This window comes from Bacillus sp. EU52, assembly GCF_037964975.1.
Lineage (GTDB): Bacteria > Bacillota > Bacilli > Bacillales > Bacillaceae > Bacillus > Bacillus subtilis.
In genome coordinates, this window is sequence record NZ_CP150177.1 from 2,772,864 (window position 1) to 2,790,364 (window position 17,501).

16 protein-coding genes and 1 pseudogene are annotated in these 17,501 nt (G+C 46.4%); 6 read left to right on the top strand and 11 right to left on the bottom strand.

Annotated elements, in window-relative coordinates; genetic code table 11:
* Positions 1-4: 4 nt before the first annotated feature.
* Positions 5-262: a cell division protein ZapA gene (gene zapA / locus NSU05_RS14280; protein WP_003229534.1), complete on the bottom strand. Its 258-nt coding sequence runs from the start codon at positions 260-262 to the stop codon at positions 5-7.
* Positions 263-395: 133 nt separating this feature from the next.
* Here zapA and rnhC point away from each other — a divergent pair, with 133 nt between their 5' ends.
* A complete protein-coding gene (gene rnhC, locus NSU05_RS14285; RefSeq protein WP_015251512.1) occupies positions 396-1,334 on the top strand; it encodes a ribonuclease HIII in 939 nt (312 codons plus the stop codon).
* 192 nt (positions 1,335-1,526) lie between these two features.
* Here rnhC and pheT read toward each other — a convergent pair whose 3' ends face one another.
* Entirely contained in the window at positions 1,527-3,941 is a 2,415-nt protein-coding gene (gene pheT / locus NSU05_RS14290) for a phenylalanine--tRNA ligase subunit beta (protein WP_038429426.1), read from the bottom strand.
* A 15-nt stretch (positions 3,942-3,956) separates the two neighbouring features.
* The gene (gene pheS / locus NSU05_RS14295; protein WP_003229529.1) at positions 3,957-4,991 is read right to left on the bottom strand and encodes a phenylalanine--tRNA ligase subunit alpha; all 1,035 of its coding nucleotides are present in this window, start codon (positions 4,989-4,991) and stop codon (positions 3,957-3,959) included.
* Positions 4,992-5,071: 80 nt separating this feature from the next.
* On the opposite strand from pheS, the gene NSU05_RS14300 reads away from it, so the two are divergent.
* On the top strand, positions 5,072-5,278 hold the full coding sequence (locus NSU05_RS14300; protein ID WP_033881443.1) for a hypothetical protein: 207 nt from the start codon (positions 5,072-5,074) through the stop codon (positions 5,276-5,278).
* A 66-nt stretch (positions 5,279-5,344) separates the two neighbouring features.
* Here the strand turns inward: NSU05_RS14300 and NSU05_RS14305 are convergent, their stop codons facing one another.
* A complete protein-coding gene (locus NSU05_RS14305; protein WP_003246182.1) occupies positions 5,345-6,091 on the bottom strand; it encodes an RNA methyltransferase in 747 nt (248 codons plus the stop codon).
* Between the two features lie 118 nt (positions 6,092-6,209).
* Between NSU05_RS14305 and sspI the strand changes: the two genes are divergently transcribed.
* The 4 genes from sspI (at position 6,210) to NSU05_RS14325 (ending at position 10,447) form a co-directional block, all read left to right on the top strand.
* Complete coding sequence (sspI, locus tag NSU05_RS14310; RefSeq protein WP_003229525.1) at positions 6,210-6,425, top strand: small acid-soluble spore protein SspI; 216 nt, start codon at positions 6,210-6,212, stop codon at positions 6,423-6,425.
* A gap of 68 nt (positions 6,426-6,493) precedes the next feature.
* Positions 6,494-7,600, top strand: coding sequence for a CdaR family transcriptional regulator (locus NSU05_RS14315; RefSeq protein WP_087614653.1), 1,107 nt, complete (start codon positions 6,494-6,496; stop codon positions 7,598-7,600).
* Positions 7,601-7,703: 103 nt separating this feature from the next.
* A complete protein-coding gene (gene glcD / locus NSU05_RS14320; RefSeq protein WP_038429428.1) occupies positions 7,704-9,116 on the top strand; it encodes a glycolate oxidase subunit GlcD in 1,413 nt (470 codons plus the stop codon).
* Positions 9,113-10,447, top strand: a complete 1,335-nt coding sequence (locus NSU05_RS14325) for a (Fe-S)-binding protein (protein WP_038429429.1) — start codon at positions 9,113-9,115, stop codon at positions 10,445-10,447. Before glcD ends, NSU05_RS14325 begins: the two co-directional genes overlap by 4 nt.
* Before the next feature lie 38 nt (positions 10,448-10,485).
* On the opposite strand, the gene NSU05_RS14330 is transcribed toward NSU05_RS14325, so the two are convergent.
* The 7 genes and pseudogenes from NSU05_RS14330 to NSU05_RS14360 all read right to left on the bottom strand — a co-directional run bounded on the left by NSU05_RS14330 (position 10,486) and on the right by NSU05_RS14360 (position 17,500).
* Positions 10,486-10,854 (bottom strand): VOC family protein, encoded by a 369-nt coding sequence (locus NSU05_RS14330; RefSeq protein WP_225722185.1) that lies wholly within the window; start codon positions 10,852-10,854, stop codon positions 10,486-10,488.
* Positions 10,769-10,958, bottom strand: a pseudogene (locus NSU05_RS14335) (hypothetical protein). The gene NSU05_RS14330 and the pseudogene NSU05_RS14335 overlap by 86 nt, the downstream one beginning before the upstream one ends.
* Entirely contained in the window at positions 10,901-12,697 is a 1,797-nt protein-coding gene (gene cstA / locus NSU05_RS14340; protein ID WP_017696693.1) for a carbon starvation protein CstA, read from the bottom strand. The pseudogene NSU05_RS14335 and the gene cstA overlap by 58 nt, the downstream one beginning before the upstream one ends.
* A 151-nt stretch (positions 12,698-12,848) precedes the next feature.
* The gene (gene abfA / locus NSU05_RS14345; RefSeq protein WP_038429433.1) at positions 12,849-14,351 is read right to left on the bottom strand and encodes an alpha-L-arabinofuranosidase AbfA; all 1,503 of its coding nucleotides are present in this window, start codon (positions 14,349-14,351) and stop codon (positions 12,849-12,851) included.
* 18 nt (positions 14,352-14,369) lie between these two features.
* The gene (araQ, locus tag NSU05_RS14350) at positions 14,370-15,215 is read right to left on the bottom strand and encodes an arabinose ABC transporter permease AraQ (protein WP_017696695.1); all 846 of its coding nucleotides are present in this window, start codon (positions 15,213-15,215) and stop codon (positions 14,370-14,372) included.
* Entirely contained in the window at positions 15,216-16,157 is a 942-nt protein-coding gene (locus NSU05_RS14355; RefSeq protein WP_003229507.1) for a sugar ABC transporter permease, read from the bottom strand.
* A 35-nt stretch (positions 16,158-16,192) separates the two neighbouring features.
* Positions 16,193-17,500, bottom strand: a complete 1,308-nt coding sequence (locus tag NSU05_RS14360) for an ABC transporter substrate-binding protein (RefSeq protein WP_038429435.1) — start codon at positions 17,498-17,500, stop codon at positions 16,193-16,195.
* Position 17,501 lies beyond the last annotated feature (1 nt).

Genomic DNA, 17,501 nt, shown 5'->3' on the forward strand with positions numbered 1-17,501 from the left:
TTGTTCAATCCTTTTCTTTAAGCTGACGCTCCAGTTTTTCACATTTCTCTTGTAATTTGACATAATCGTGCACCACATTTACCGCTGTCAGCACTGCAAGTTTATTTATATCAAGGTATGGATTTTTTTCATTGATTTCTCTCATTTTATCATCAACAATTCCGGCGACATACCTCATATGGGCTCTGCTTTCTTCACCGACAATCGTGAAGTGCTGGCCGTAAATGTCAACGGTTGTTTTTGTTTTTTTGCCGTCAGACAACGTTTCTCCTCCATTCCGCGAGAATCCTAGTTCTTATCATAACACGTTTATTAAATGAATGGAAAGACGAGCCTCCCGCTGTTATGATACACTGGTATATACAGCGAAAAGTGTAAAAAAAGGAGATTATTACGTGTCCCATTCAGTGATAAAAGTATCGTTGTCTGCTATTGACCAAATGAAAATGACATACAGCGGTTCGCTTACAGCCTCTGTTCCGCAGGGAGCCGTTTTTCAGGCGAAACCGCCCGGCTGTACCATTACAGCATATCAATCCGGCAAGGTCTTATTTCAAGGCAAAAACGCAGCGGCAGAATCCGCGCGCTGGGGAACAGCAGAGCCGGAAAAGAAGAAAATGGCCAAAAAGCCGGCTGATCCCCGCTATGCCCCTCCGGCAGATATCGCCGGAATGTCTGTTATCGGTTCTGACGAAGTCGGAACCGGAGATTACTTTGGCCCAATGACGGTTGTATGCGCGTACGTCGACAAAACCATGCTTCCTTTAATGAAGGAACTCGGTGTTAAGGATTCTAAAGATTTAAAAGATCCGCAAATCATCGAGATTGCCCGAAACCTGATCAAAACTATTCCATACAGCCTGCTGGTTTTAAAAAATGAAAAGTATAACAGCATGCAGGAAAAAGGCATGAGCCAAGGGAAAATGAAAGCATTGCTGCACAATCAGGCGATCACCCATTTATTAAGGAAAATGGATGGAATAAAGCCTGAGGCCATTTTGATTGACCAATTCGCTGAGCCAGGCGTCTACTTCAATCATTTAAAGGGCAGAGACATTGTGAAGGAGCGGACCTATTTTAGCACAAAAGCTGAAGGTATTCACCTGGCTGTCGCCGCTGCTTCAATCATTGCAAGATATTCATTTTTAATGGAAATGGATAAACTGTCACGCGAGGCAGGAATGACACTTCCGAAAGGAGCCGGTCCGCACGTCGATGAAGCGGCCGCCAAGCTGATCCTCAAAAAAGGGGCATCTGCACTCAGAACCTTTACAAAACTCCATTTCGCCAATACGCAAAAAGCGCAGCGCCTTGCTGATAAAAAACGTTCATAGAAAAAAGCTTGCAGATTTCTCTGCAAGCTTTTTTCATCTTTTCAGCGTGATTGAAAACCCTTGAAGTCTAGGAAAGGCAAGCATTGAAGCACAGCGAATGTTCTAATTCGTGAGCACCAACGCGCAGACCTGACAACGAATGCGAGGGTTTGCCGCACGCTGAGCTTGCAGATTTCTCTGCAAGCTTTTTTATCAGCCTCTTAAAACAGCTTGATATGTGTCTTCTAACGCTTTCAGCACTTTACTGTGCGCCTTTGTCACTTCTTCTTCAGTCAGTGTTTGTTCAGGGTTGACATACTGGAGTGAGAAAGCGACTGACTTCTTGCCTTCCTCCATATGTTCGCCTTCGTATACGTCAAAGACGGTTACCTCTTTCAAAAGCTTGCCGCCAGCCTCTTTAATGACGCTCTCGAGCTGGCCGCTCGTGACGGTTTTATCTGTTACAAGAGCAATATCACGTGTCACAGACGGATATTTTGGAATCGCCGTGTAAACAAGCGGTGCTGTTTCTGCTGCGAGCAACGCATGAAGATCGAGCTCAAATACGTATGTTTCCTTTATATCCAGTTCTTTTTCCAATGAAGGATGGACTTGGCCGATGAAGCCGATCAGAGAACCATTCAATAAAATGTTCGCTGTTCTGCCCGGATGCAGCTGTTTGCGTTCAGACTGTACAAATTCAATGCTGTCTAGGACGTTGAGTTTGTCTAACAGCCCTTCGACAATACCTTTGACAACAAAGAAATCAACTGGTTTCTTCTCACCCTGCCATAGCTGCTTGCGCCATAATCCGGTAACAGCTCCTGCCACGCGTTCTGTTTCAACAGGTTTTGTGTCCTCTTCCTTCGTCAGGAAAACGGAACCGACTTCGTACAGTGCAACTGAGTCAGTCTGCCTCGCAAGGTTGTAAGAAACAGAATCAAGCAGATTTGGAACAAGACTGTGTCTGAGAATGCTTCTTTCTTCACTCATTGGAAGCGCAAGCACAGTATTCAGTGATTTTTCAATCGCAAACGCTGCCGCTTTCTTCTCGTTTGTCAGTGAGTAAGTGATGGCCTGTGATAAGCCTGCGCCTTCAAGGAAGCGTCTGACTTTACGGCGTTTTGCCTGATATGGCGTTAATCCGCCTGTAGTTCCCGCAGTCTCAGGAAGCGTAGACGGAATGTTATCGTAGCCGTACAGTCTTGCCGCTTCTTCAATTAAATCCTCTTCTATTGTAATGTCGCCGCGGCGTGATGGGACGGTCACAACGAGAAGTTCATCCGCTTCACCGACCGTAAAACCGAGACGTTTATAAATGCTGATCAGTTCTTCTTTACTGATCGTCAGGCCTAGAACGCTGCTCACTTTGTCAGCAGATACGTGAATGTTATTTGCTTCGATTGTCAGGTGATCTTCCTCAACTGTTCCAGCAAGCACCTCACCGCCGGCATACAGATGGATCAGCTGCGCAGCCCGTTCTGCTGCAAGACGTACGCGCGCCGGATCAATTCCTTTTTCAAATCTTACGCTTGATTCACTTCTCAAACCAAGGTCTTTGGAAGCCTTGCGAACCGTCTGCCCATTGAAATACGCAGCCTCAAGCAAAATCGTTTTCGTATCTTCCTGAACCTCTGACTCTGCTCCTCCCATGACACCCGCAACGGCCTGCGCTTTCGTTCCGTTTGTAATGACAAGGTGATCGGCGGACAGCTTACGTTCTTGATCATCAAGAGTTACGATCATTTCATTCTCAGCTGCTTTTCTTACTACGACTTCCTTAGAGCCAAATCTGTCATAATCAAACGCATGAAGCGGCTGTCCGTATTCCAACAGGACAAAATTTGTGATGTCAACGACGTTGTTGTGCGGACGAATGCCTGCATTCATCAGCTTTGTCTGCATCCAAAGCGGTGACGGAGCAATCGTGACATTTTTAATGATTTTTGCAGTGTACAGCGGGTTCGCTTCTTGATCTTCAATTTTGACTGAAATGTAATCAGACGCTTGTTCTGAAGCAGCCGGGTAATCCGTTTGCGGAAGCTTTACCTCAGTGTCTAAAATCGCGGCAACCTCGTAAGCAACACCAAGCATGTTCATGGCATCCGCGCGGTTTGGCGTTAAACCCAGCTCAAGAATCGCATCGTCAAGCTGTAAAGCCGCTAAGGCATCGCTTCCTGTTTCAGCGTCATTAGGGAATACGAAAATGCCTTCTGCATACTCCTTCGCCACAAGTTTGCTTTCGATACCAAGCTCCTGTAAGGAACAGATCATGCCATTTGATTCTTCACCGCGAAGCTTGGCTTTTTTGATTTTGAAATTGCCCGGCAGCACCGCTCCGACTGTTGCAACTGCGACTTTTTGTCCCTTATCCACATTCGGCGCGCCGCAAATGATTTGTACAGGGGCTTCAGCTCCGATATCCACAAGGCACTTATTCAGCTTATCAGCATTCGGGTGCTGCTCGCGCTCCAGCACATGGCCGATGACAACACCTTTGATGCCTTCTCCTTTGTATTCAATTCCTTCAACCTCAATACCGGCTCTTGTAATTTTTTCAGCAAGAACAGCCGGGTCCATGCCTTTTAAATCAACATAATCCTCTAACCATTTATAAGAAACAAACATCCTTGCATCCTCCTCTTACGCCTGTTTAAACTGCGAAATAAATCTGACATCGTTTGTATAGAAGTGGCGGATATCATCAATGCCGTATTTCAGCATCGCGATGCGCTCAACACCCATTCCGAATGCGAAGCCCTGATATTCCTTCGGATCAAAGCCAGCCATTTTAAGCACGTTCGGGTGAACCATTCCGGCACCGAGGATTTCAATCCAGCCTGTTCCTTTACATACTGAGCAGCCGTTTCCACCGCATTTAAAGCATGTCACATCCACTTCTACTGAAGGCTCAGTAAACGGGAAGAAGCTTGGGCGGAGTCTGATTTCACGGTCTTGCCCGAACATTTTTTTCGCAACGAGTTCAAGCGTTCCTTTTAAATCACTCATGCTGATGTTTTTGTCAACGACAAGCCCTTCAATTTGCATAAATTGGTGAGAGTGCGTCGCATCATCGTTATCACGGCGATATACTTTACCCGGGCAAATGATTTTAACGGGACCTTTGCCTTTATGCTTTTCCATCGTCCGTGTTTGGACAGGAGAAGTTTGCGTTCTCATCAAAGTTTCCTCTGTGATGTAAAAGCTGTCCTGCATATCGCGCGCAGGGTGTTCTTTCGGAAGATTGAGCGATTCGAAGTTGTAGTAATCCGTTTCAACCTCTGGCCCTTCCTCGACTGTGTAGCCCATACCGATAAATAAATCTTCAATTTCTTCAATGACAACAGTGAGCGGATGGCGGCCGCCGACTGCAACAGGGTTCCCCGGCAGCGTGACGTCAATTGTCTGTCCTGCAAGCTTCTGTTTCATTTCCTCTTCTTCAAGCTTCTCGTTTTTGTCAGCAATCGCATTGGCAATACGCTCCCTTACTTCGTTCGCGAGGGCCCCCATTTTTGGACGTTCCTCAGCAGAAAGCTTGCCCATTCCGCGCAGCACTTCTGTAATCGGCCCTTTTTTTCCGAGATATTGCACCCGAATATCATTGACAACCTTCAATGAGCTTGCCGCTTCTACTTGTTCTAAAGCTTCTTGTTCCAGCTGTTTTAGCTTTTCTTCCATTTTGCATCCTCCTTTTATGTAAACAAACCGTCATATGTCTTTGGAAAATAAAAAAACCCGTCCCTTGTACAAGGGACGAGTTGTGGCCGCGGTACCACCCTTATTTCAGACAGACTGATGCTGTCGTCAGCTTCATTGACATAACGGAATCAGATTCCGGTTCACCTTTACGCGCAGTGTACGCGGTCCCGGCGACAACTCAAGAGGTGAAGCCAACTTCCGGCTGCGTTAAAAATGCTCTCAGTCAGCGGCATTTTCTCCCTGGAAAGCAGTTGATCAGAAATTGAGGTCCTCTGTCACGGTTTTTGAAATATTATGTTCTATTATAGAGAAATCCAACGCTTGGCGCAACACTATCCTCGCAAGTGATACACGAGGATGGCAGCCGCAACCGCAACGTTTAGTGATTCAGCCTGTCCGTAAAGCGGCACGTACAGGTTCAAATCCGTTTTTTCCAGCAATGCAGCATCCACCCCTGCACCTTCATTTCCTACAATGAGCGCAAAGGATTCAGACTGAGGAATCTCCTGGTAAGGCGCTCCGTTTTGCAGCGCCGTGCCGTATACTTTTACGCCCTCTGCCTTCAATTCGTCCACATATGAAGGCAGGTTTCTTCTCACAACAGGAATATGGAAGTGAGATCCTTGAGCAGATCGCAGTGTTTTTCCGTTAAAGGCGTCCGCCGTGCCGTCACCGAGTACAACCGCATCCAAACCGGCCGCATCAGCCGTTCGAATCATTGTGCCAAGGTTTCCCGGATCTTGAACAGCGTCAATCAGCAGCACCTTGCGTGCCGTTGCCAGCTTTTCTTCAGGCATATGGCACACAGCGGCAATCTGCTGCGGCGTTTCGGTTTCAGTCACAGCTGAAAACGCATCTTCACTCAGCATATAGCACTGGATACCAGTCTCAAGATCTGAAGGAATCCTCGTTTCATCCTTTACAAGGATTTCTTTCACAATGCCCGGGCTTTTCAACGCCTCTTCAACGAGGTGTTCTCCCTCTATCAGAAATGTATTTGTTTTTGTTCGTTCTTTTTTTGTGTGAAGCTTTTTCCAATCCTTCACTTTTTGGTTTTTTGCCGATTCTATTTGTTTCACTGTCTATGTGGCGCTCCTTTTTTTAACATGATGTTATTATATCGCAAGAACAGCACATAATAAACCAGGTGCAGGGTTAGAATATACGTATTACATTTTAGAAAAAGGAGCGTTTTACATGGATCTTAATTTACGTCATGCCGTCATTGCCAATGTCACCGGCAATAATCAGGAGCAGCTTGAGCATACAATCGTAGATGCGATTCAAAGCGGTGAAGAAAAAATGCTTCCAGGGCTCGGCGTTTTATTCGAAGTCATTTGGCAGCACGCATCCGAAAGTGAGAAAAACGAAATGCTGAAAACGCTTGAAGGCGGATTAAAACCCGCCGAATAAGACATGAAACCGGGTGACAGCGCCCGGTTTTTTTCTTATATAATAAAAACATGATGAGGGGGAACGCCATGTTTTTACAGCCGTTATTAGCGAAAAAAATTATTGCTGAAGTTAAAAAAATGTACGAACGTGAAGTCATTATTGTAAACACGGACGGTCTTATTATGGCAGGCACAAACGATGAGCGTGTCGGACAATTTCATGAGGGAGCGCTTATCTGCGCAAAAGAAAGACGCAGCGTGATTATTACAAAAGAAGATGAAACAAGGTTAAAAGGAGTGAAAGCAGGCATAAACCTCCCTGTATTTTTTGACCATGATGTGATTGCCGTCTTCGGGCTGACAGGTGAGCCTGCAGAGATTCAGCCATTCGGAGAACTGCTTCGAAAAATGACAGAACTGTTCATTAAGGAATCGCGGCACTTAGAGCAATCCCAGTGGCGTGAGAGAATGCTGGAGTCCTTTATGATCGATTGGCTGCAATTAAAGGAGTGGTCTCCCAGTTTTCTTGAGAAAGCTCAGCTTCTTGGTGTTGACCTTTCTTCCCGGCGCCAAATGATTCTTATTCAGGGGTATGAGTGGTCACCTCATGATATTGAACAAATGGCACGCAGCTGGAAATCCTCGTACCCTGCGGATTTGTTCATCAGGTGGGGAAATGAACGGATTTTGATTAATCATGAAGTGCCGCAGCATGAACAAAGGGATCGGCTTTTACGGAAAATCCTTCACATTTGTTCGTTTGCCAATACCGCAAGCAGCCAATATACAGCAGCTGGCGCCGGAAGGGCTGTCGCAAGCTCCAGCCTGACAGATTCATACGAGCAAGCGGAAAAAGCGCTGGCTGTCAGCCTTAAGCGAAAAACGCCCATATTTGAAGAGGATCTGAAGCTTGATATGTGTCTGACGGAGATCAGCCCGGGAACCCGAAACGAATTTCCGCAAAGAGTATTAGGAGAGGCGCTAGAGCACCAGGAACTTATGAATACGTTACGGACCTTCTTTCATCACGATTTGTCTTTGAAACAAACCGCAGAGTATATGCATATTCATATCAATACATTGCGTTATCGTCTGGCTAAGGCTGAACAGCTGACGGGATTACGTTTTGACCGTACCGAGGACGTCGTCACGATGTACGTCGCCCTCTATTTTTTAGATCAAGATACAAAATAGAGAGAGTTTCAGTTTCATTTTTTTGTATGTTTCTCCATGGAAGGCTTTGCTTTTTTTCTTTTACAATAGATTGGAAGCGTTTTTTGACAGGGGGATGGGTGAAATGATCACCAAGGATGTAAAGGAACAGCTGATTCAGGTCTCCGGACCAGAAAACTTTGATGACTCGAATGCCGGCCGTCTCGTCTATTCATATGATGCGACGCCTCAGTATCAGTCTATGCCTGATGCCGTGATTGCTCCGAGGAATACTGATGAAGTATCACGCATTTTAACAATTTGCAGCGAACATCGAGTGCCGATCGTTCCAAGAGGATCAGGGACAAACCTGTGCGGCGGCACGTGCCCGACTGAAGGCGGACTTGTGCTTCTCTTTAAGCACATGAACCGGATTCTTGAAATTGATGAAGAAAATTTAACTGCCACAGTTCAGCCGGGCGTCATTACGCTGGATATGATCCGCGCGGTTGAAAGCAAAGGTTTGTTTTATCCGCCTGACCCGAGTTCTATGAAAATATCAACTATCGGCGGCAATATCAATGAAAATTCCGGCGGGCTCCGCGGATTAAAATACGGCGTCACCCGCGACTATGTTATTGGACTGGAGGTTGTGCTCGCAAATGGTGACATCATCCGCACCGGCGGAAAACTCGCAAAGGATGTTGCCGGATACGATCTCACACGTCTTTTTGTCGGCTCAGAAGGAACACTCGGCATTGTGACAGAAGCCATCGTCAAACTTGTTCCAAAGCCAGAAACAAAGAAGACGCTGCTTGCCCTTTATGAAAACATCGATGCCGCTGCTCAAACGGTATCGGACATTATTGCCGCAAAAATTATACCCGCTACGCTTGAATTTCTCGATCAGCCTACACTATTGGTGATTGAGGATTATGCCAAAATCGGACTTCCGACAAGCGCAAAAGCAGTTCTGTTAATTGAACAAGACGGGCCATTTGAAACTGTTGAACGGGATATGGAAAAGATTGAGGCGATCTGCAAAAAAGGCGACGCCGTTTCCGTTCAGACCGCACAAACAGAGGAGGAAGCGTTTGCCCTGACTGAAGCCCGGCGTTCTGCACTTTCTGCCCTAGCCCGCCTCAAACCGACGACGATTTTAGAGGATGCGACCGTTCCTCGCTCAGAAATCGCCAATATGGTTAAAGCGATTAATGATATTGCTGCTAAATATGATATTTCCATCTGCACCTTTGGTCATGCGGGAGACGGGAACCTTCACCCGACATGCACGACAGACATAAGAAATAAGGATGAAATGGAACGTGTCGAACAGGCTTTTGCCGAGATTTTTGAGAAAGCGATTGAACTTGGCGGGACGATAACCGGAGAGCACGGAGTCGGGGAAATGAAAGCGCCTTACTTGGAAATGAAGCTGAAAAAAGAAGGCATTGATGCGATGAAAGCGTTGAAAGCGGCATTTGACCCCCGGAACATATTAAATCCCGGCAAAATGTTTGCGAAAGATGCCAGAAAACGTGTGGTGGCGGAAAGATGACAACAGAAAAAGAAATGAAACAGATCCAAAATGAATTTAAAGAGCGTATGGATGAAGGAGAGTTATTAAATTGTATGCGCTGCGGCTTCTGTCTTCCTTCCTGTCCGACCTATATCGAATCGGGATTTCAGGAAACACACTCTCCGCGTGGGCGCATCGCCTTAATGAAAGCCGTAGCCGACGGTATGATTGAACCGGATGAAGATGTCGAACGGTCGCTGTCACTTTGCCTCGGCTGCCGCGCCTGTGAGCCTGTATGCCCGTCTGGCGTGAAATACGGGCAGCTGCTTGAGGAAGCCAGAGATATTATCCACCAAAATAAAAAACACTCTCTTGGTGAACGTGTCATGCGAAAGACGGCTTTTCACGAGCTGTTTCCGCATCAAAACCGCATGCGCTCAGCTGTAAGCCTTATCGGTTTGTATCAGCGTTCAGGACTGCAAACCGCTGTGCGAAAATCAGGCATGCTTCGGATCCTGCCTGAGCATTTGCGGACGATGGAAGCTGTTCTTCCTGATGTTCCAAAAAGCAAAGACATGAAACATCGGCCGCGTTTCCTGCCGTCCATTGGCCCCATGAAAAAACGGGTCGCCTTTTTTTCGGGCTGCTTAATGGATACGATGTTTTTACCGACTAACAATGCCACATTGAAGCTTTTACAGCTGGCAGGCTGCGACATTGTCATTCCGCCTGAACAGGCTTGCTGCGGGGCGCTTCATGGACACAGCGGTGAAAAAAACACAGGGAAAGAGCTCGCGAAACAAAATATCGCTGCTTTTGAAGCGTTAGACGTTGATGCTGTCGTTACAAACGCAGGAGGATGCGGAGCCTTTCTCACTGAATATGATCATTTGCTGAAGGATGACCCTGAGTGGTCGGAACGGGCTGCTGCGTTTGTTCAAAAGCTGAAGGATTTTTCTTCTGTTTTGGTTGAACTCGATTTCCATCAAATGGATCTAGCACTCAAGACGCCTCAGGTCGTTACCTACCAAGATTCATGTCATCTAAGAAATGTGATGCATACGTCACTCGAGCCCCGCCAGCTTCTTAAAAGCATCAAAGGGGCGGAATTCAAAGAAATGGAGAAAGCAGACAGCTGCTGCGGGTCAGCGGGAATTTACAACATCGTCGAAGCTGAAATGTCTATGAAAATACTGGACAGCAAAATGACTGCCGTCAAAGCAACCGAAGCGATCCTCATTGTAACAGCAAATCCCGGCTGCCTGCTGCAGATGAAGCTCGGCATTGAACGCGAAGGACTAAGCGGTAAAGTCAGAGCCGTTCACCTGGCTGATCTGCTATTGGAAGCAGCCGGGCACAAAACATCATGAGAAAGCCCAAAACAGACATTGTTTTGGGCTTTTGTGCGTTATTCCATCGGACTGCAAATTTCGATATAATGTCCATCCGGATCAGCGATATAGGCGACCGTCTGCCCCCATGGTTTCACTTTCGGCTCCCCGATAATCGATACGCCTTGTTCTCTCATCCTTTTGATGACCGCTTCTACATTTTCAGTAACAAACCCGATTTCAAATGTGTTTGAAGCAGATGTATCCGGAATGTCCAGCGCCGTGATGTCTCTGGCGCTTTCCCGCGTATTAAGCGCCAATATCGTAGACCCTGTTTCAAATTCGACATACGTGCCGTGTTCAGCACGAATCGGCAGTCCTAAAATATCCCGGTAAAAATGAATAGCCCGCTGGCTGTCCGATACGTATAGAATAAGATATTTCATTGATAGATTCATTGCCAACCCCCCTCAGCATTTTTCAATAGTCCTTCTAGCCCGGTATAGATGCTTCCATCCTTAAGCTCGGATCTTTCCACATCTGCGCCCATTTTTTCACAGCCGCCACGATAATGATGAAGCCTAACACCAGCATGATGATAGATAATACGCCATTCAATACACTATATCCTGCTGCTTCAGGATTGAGATACACATTGCGCACCATCCAATAGCCCGCATAATTGACAGTGACATATAAATAGGCAAGCGGGATAAGGCAAGTCAGAATGTACCGGCGTTTATCAGCGATTTTCAGCACGATCGTCGCTCCGATAATCAGCCCCACTGAAGCCATCAGCTGATTAGAAACGCCGAACAGCGCCCAAATGGAACCGATATCTCCTGAATACAGCAAGTACCCCCACATCAAACAGGCAAGCGCGCTGGCAAATATAGAGCCCGGAATCCAGTCTGTTTTCTTCAGCGGTTTATACACCTCCCCGAAGAAATCCTGGATCAAATAACGGGCAACGCGTGTGCCGGCGTCAATCGCTGTTAAAATAAAGACCGCTTCAAACATAATGACAAATTGGAAAAAGTATGAGGCCAAATGGCTGAAAAACGGCATTCCGGTAAAAATATAAGTCATCCCCACCGCAAGCGTAACGGCTCCCCCTGTTCTTCCTTCTAAGTCCAAACCGATTTCCCTGCTCAATTCAGGCAAATGTACGACATTCATGCCAAGCGTACGGAAAACCTCAGGCGTGCTGTTAATCGCAAAGTAATCAGCAGGCTGTAAAGCGGTCGCTGCAATCAGCGCCATGATGCCGACAAGACACTCAACAAGCATTGCGCCAAACGCAACCGGCTTCATATCACTCCATTTATTCAGCATTTTCGGTGTCGTTCCTGAGCCGACAAAGGCATGGAACCCAGAGATCGCCCCGCAGGCGATGGTTATTGAGATGAACGGCCAGACAGGCCCTGCCAGCACCGGCCCGCCGCCTTTTACGAATTCTGTAAACGCAGGGAACGGAATGGACGGATTGACGACAAACACACCAACAATCAAAGCGATAAAAACACCGATTTTCATAAAGCTGCTTAAATAATCACGCGGAGCAAGAAGCAGCCAAACGGGAAGCGCAGCAGCAAAAAACGCGTAAACAGGAAGCGCGATTGCAAGCGTTTTCGTATCTAGCGTTAAAAAGTCACCGAGCGCGGTAGTCTGTACCCATGGACCGATAAAGACTCCTGCCATTAAAAAGAGAAAGCCGACCGTTGAAGCGAGCTTTAAATTTCCCGTTTTCTTATAAAATAAGCCCACACCCATCGCAATCGGAATCGTAATCCCTACCGCAAATGTTCCCCATGGATTACGTTCAAGCGCATGCAAGACAACCATCGACAGGCCCGCCATTGTGATCGTGATGATAAACAGCATGGACAGGCCTGTACAAAATCCTGCAACAGGGCCAAGCTCATCCTTTGCCACTTCCGACAGCGATTTTCCGTTTTTGCGCATCGATGCAAACAACACTACAATATCATGGACGGCTCCCCCAATTACCGCCCCGATTAACAGCCACAATAATCCCGGCAAATAGCCAAACTGCGCCGCCAGAATTGGTCCGACCAGCGGCCCGGCCGCTGCGATCGCGGCAAAGTGGTGGCCGAACGAAACCCATTTATTTGTAGGCACATAGTCTTTCCCATCCTCAAGTGCATGAGCAGGTGTTGGCTTGTCATCATTCACTTTGAGAACCTTCACCATCATAAATGTTCCGTATAAACGATAGGCAATAGCCAAAATACACATTGATGCTATCACAATTGTAACCGCATTCATTTTCTCCCATCCCCTTTGCTGTTTTTCATAAATATATCATAATTTCATGGTGAAAAGCGGTCATTTTTTCCTATACAAAAAGCCGGCTTGAACGGGCCGGCTCGTGGCAGTTGAAAGACAAGCCGGAGAGAAATCTCCGACTTAGCTTCTCTTATGACTGTTTTTTCAGGCGGATCACATTCCAGGAAAGCGGCGTGAAATGAGCAGTTAAGCCGTTTTCGCTGACAGACGATGTTCCGTTGGAATGCGGAACGACATTTTTTCTGTTATGCTGGTTTGTCGCTTTGATATCCTGATGCTCAAGTACGATGTGCTCTGCGATTTGGTAGGATTCAAAGCCTCTGAGCGAAATCTCCGTCTCCATCTGATCCTCAGCCTTGTTTACCGCAAAAATAGTGAGGGTTTCTTCCTCTTCAGAGTACACAACAGCAGCATCAACATATGGCACATCAGTGAAATCAGAACAATCGTACTTAGGAGAAGAAATAAGCGTTTTCAGTGACTCGCCCCTTCCGTAAACAGAAGCATGCATGTATGGATAGAAAATCGGCTGTCTCCATGCTTCTCCGCCTTTTTCCGTCATGATCGGCGCGATGACATTGACAAGCTGTGCAAGACACGCAATTTTCACACGGTCTGCGTGCTGCAGCATCGTAATGAGCAGAGAGCCGACTAATAAGGCATCTTCAAAATTGTAAATATCCTCCAAAATCGGACGCGCAGTGATCCACGGCTCGACTTTTTTATCAGCCTCATTTGAGTGGTACCATACGTTCCATTCATCCAGAGAGAGATTGATAGTTTTCTTGCTGCGTGTTTTTGCTTTTACATAGTCACAGGTCGCAGCGACTGATTTGATAAAATGATCCAAATCCATGGAACGGGCCAAGTAGTTTGGCAGATTGTTATCCCGGTTTCCGTAGTAGGTGTGAAGAGAGATATAGTCGACATGCTCATACGTATGCTCCAGCACCTTCGCTTCCCAATCGATAAAGGTCGGCATGCCGCTGTTTGAGCTGCCGCAGGCAACGAGTTCAATTGATGGATCAACCCATTTCATGACCTTTGCCGTCTCTGCGGCTAGCCGTCCGTATTCATCAGCTGTTTTGTGGCCGATCTGCCACGGTCCATCCATTTCGTTTCCTAAGCACCATGTTTTAATGCCGTACGGCTGTTCATAGCCATGCGATCTTCTTAAATCACTCCAGTAAGAGCCTTTCGGGTGGTTGCAGTATTCAACGAGATTACGGGCGGCATCTATGCCTCTTGTGCCGAGGTTGACGGCCATATTGACCTCAGTGTTCACCTTTTTGGCCCAAGATAAAAATTCATTTGTTCCCACTTCATTGGTTTCTGTCGTTTGCCATGCCAAGTCAAGCCTTCTCGGGCGGTTTTCGACTGGTCCGACACCGTCCTCCCAGTTGTATCCGGATAAAAAGTTTCCGCCCGGATAGCGGATGATGGGAACCTGTAATTCTTTGATCAGCGACTGAACATCTTTTCTAAACCCATCTTCATCCGCTTCAGGGTGATCAGGCTCGTATATGCCTTCATATACCGCACGACCCATATGTTCGATAAACGAGCCATAAATCCGTTTATCTACTTCACCGATTTTATATTCTTTGTCTACAATCATTCGCGCTTTTTTCATCACACGTTTCCTCCTTCATTAACCTTTGACTCCCCCTACCGTCAGGCCGGAGATAAAGTACTTTTGGAAAAACAAGAAAATGATAATCACCGGCAAAATCGCAAATACTGAGCCGGATATAAGCATGTCGTAATTATTTCCATAAGGGCTCAGCAAGCTGGACAGCCCTATTGGAAGCGTAAACATTTCTTTCGACCGAAGCACAATCAGCGGCCACAAGAAGTTGTTCCAGCTGTTTAAGGACTGAAGGATAATCATCGCACCGAAAGCCGGTTTCATCAGCGGTGCCATAATCCTGAAAAAGATGCCGAATTCCGTACAGCCGTCCATCCTTGCAGAGTCCAGCAGATCTCTTGGAAGGCCAAGAGCATATTGCCTAAAAAAGAAAACGGCAACAGGTGAAACGATAAACGGCAATATGACACCTGTATATGAATCGATCAAGTGCAGTCCGACGGTAAGCTTAAACAGAGGAAGCATCATCACTTCCAGCGGAACCATCATGATAATCAGCACAAGAACAAAGATGATATTTCTGCCCTTAAAATCATAAACCGCAAGCCCGTACCCGATCATCGAAGAAAAAAACAGGGTGAGCACGGTTGTGAAAAGCCCAAGTACAAGACTGTTAAAAAACCATTTGAAATAAATGCTTCCGCCGTTAAACAGAAATGTATAATTATCAAGACTCATTACTTTAGGATCAATGTCGAGATTGAGCCCCACACGCAAAAGCTCAGATGACGGCTTTAATGATCCTAAAAGCAAACAGAAAATCGGAAAAAGATACAATAGGCTCAGCATCATAAAAAACAGGGTTAGTGCGATTCTGTAAACGCTGAACTGAGGACTGTGCCGCAACATTTATCCCTCCCCCTTAAACGAGCCTGACAGCTTTAATGAAATCAGGCTGACAACAAGGATCACAATCAAAAGCACGATGCCGATGGCTGCTCCGTACCCCATTTCGTTGTAGGCAAGCCCCTGCTGATACAAATATCCGACAAGCGTCAGACCAATATTACCCGGGGAATTATTCTGCCAAAGGACGTAGCTTTCCTCAAACATCCTGAAGCCGCCGATGATGCTGATGGTCAGCACATATACGGTTACAGGCTTGAGAAACGGCAGCGTGATGTGCAGAAATTTTTTCATTGTATTCGCGCCGTCTATATCAGCGGCTTCGTACAGCTCTTTCGGCACATTTTGCAAACCGGCTAAAAAGTAAAGGATGTTGATTCCCATCCATCTCCATGAAGCAAGCAGCACCATCAAAAACATGCCGGTATGTTCATTGTTCATCCAGTTCTGAGGTGAAAAGCCGAGTTTGAGTAGGATGGAATTGGCCAGAGACGTTTCCATTTCTCCGAAGATCAGCCGAAAAATGATCCCCGCGACAATGGTTGAGGTCAATGCCGGGATAAATAATGCTGATTTAAATATATTTCTAAATTTGACCAGCTTTGAATTCAGGAATATGGCCAGAAGCAATGGAACAGGAATCAGCACGATCAGCGTCCAAAAGGTGTATTCCAGCGTATTCCAAAGGGCGGTATAGAACGTCGGGTTGTTTAGCGCTGTATAATTAGACAATCCGACAAAGGACACCTCTCCCGGCAAAATTCTTTGGAAGCTCATGATGAAGACACTAATGATGGGGTATAGAAAAAATACGAGAAAGGATAAAACGAATGGCGCTGTAAACAGATAGGGCGCCGCTTTTTTTGAATAAAACAGATCTCGCCAGCCTGATTGTTTCGCAGCTGAAGGAACGGGATGAACCGTTCCTGTTTTCACAGGTTTCATGAGAACCTCCCCGCTTTCACTTTTTGAATGGGATTCTATTTCTGTTTCAGTTCACCTGCCGCTCTGTCCAAGGCTTGTTTAGGCGTTTTTTGCTGAGATTTAAGTGCGTCGAACAACACGCTTCTGTTGACAAGGTCTGAAGCCTTGGCAAAATCCTCATGTAAATAAATCGGATTGATTTCATCCTTGATATCGAGCAGCACAGAAAAAATGCCTGTTCCGTTTTGGAAGTAATCCGTGTATTTGTTTTTCTCTTTCAATTCCTTGGAGCTCCAAACATCCCAGCGAAGCGGGTCAAAGCCGAGTACGCTCCAGAGTTTTTTATTTCCTTCTTCAGAGCCCTTCGCAAAGGCCAAAAACTCTTTTGCTAACTCAACATGCTTGGATTGCTTCGGCACAACGGTTGCCGTACCGCCCAAGCCTGCCGAGCGGTCGCCCCCCTCTTTCCATGCCGGGAGCGGCCTGATGGCAATCTTCCCTTTCAGATCAGGCATATAATCGATAAATCTTCCCATATACCAAATCGGCATGAGGACTGAAGCAGCTCCTCCTTGGTTCATAAAGCCGTAGTATTCTTCACTGTGATGCCCGCCGCCCGGCGCAGGAATCATCGTTTTATCATTGATCATGTCTTTTAAATATTGAAGTGTTTTTACGTTGGTGTCATTATTGAGGATCAGCTTGCCGTTTTTATCAAAATAGCCTGAGTTTTGCTGTGAAATCATAGATAAGAACGTTGCGGAATCATTTGTTTCCACCGTTCCCATCGGCTTCCCGGTCACTTTGCGCACTTTCTGTCCGGCTTTATGGTAATCATCCCATGTTTTAATATCGTCAGGATTGACGCCGGCTTTTTTCATCACATCCATGTTATAAAACATGACCGTTGTTCCTACATGCGTATCGAGTCCGTAAAGCTTGCCGTTTTTGCTGTACAGGGTCAGCCGCGCCTCAACGAATTTATCGCGGTCCTTTTCAATCAGCGGAGTCAAGTCGGCAAGCGGTATGTCAGAGCCCTTCAAAAAGTTTGAAAAACGGGCCAATTCGACATCGGCAATATCAGGGACGCCTTCTCCTGCAATTAAGGAGATAGACAAGTTATCGTGCATTTGTCCATACGGATAAACGACCGTATTCAGCTTAATTTTGCGGTCAGGATATTTTTCATTCCATTCCTTCACCATTTCTACATAGAACTGCTCATGAAGTCCGTTAAATGTCCAAAAGGTCAGCTCGGTTTCACCCGACTTCCCGGATGATCTTTCTGCTGAACACCCAGCAATGACTAATGTCAATGTCAGCAACATCATGAGCACAAGAAAACAGACAGTCATTTTTTTCATC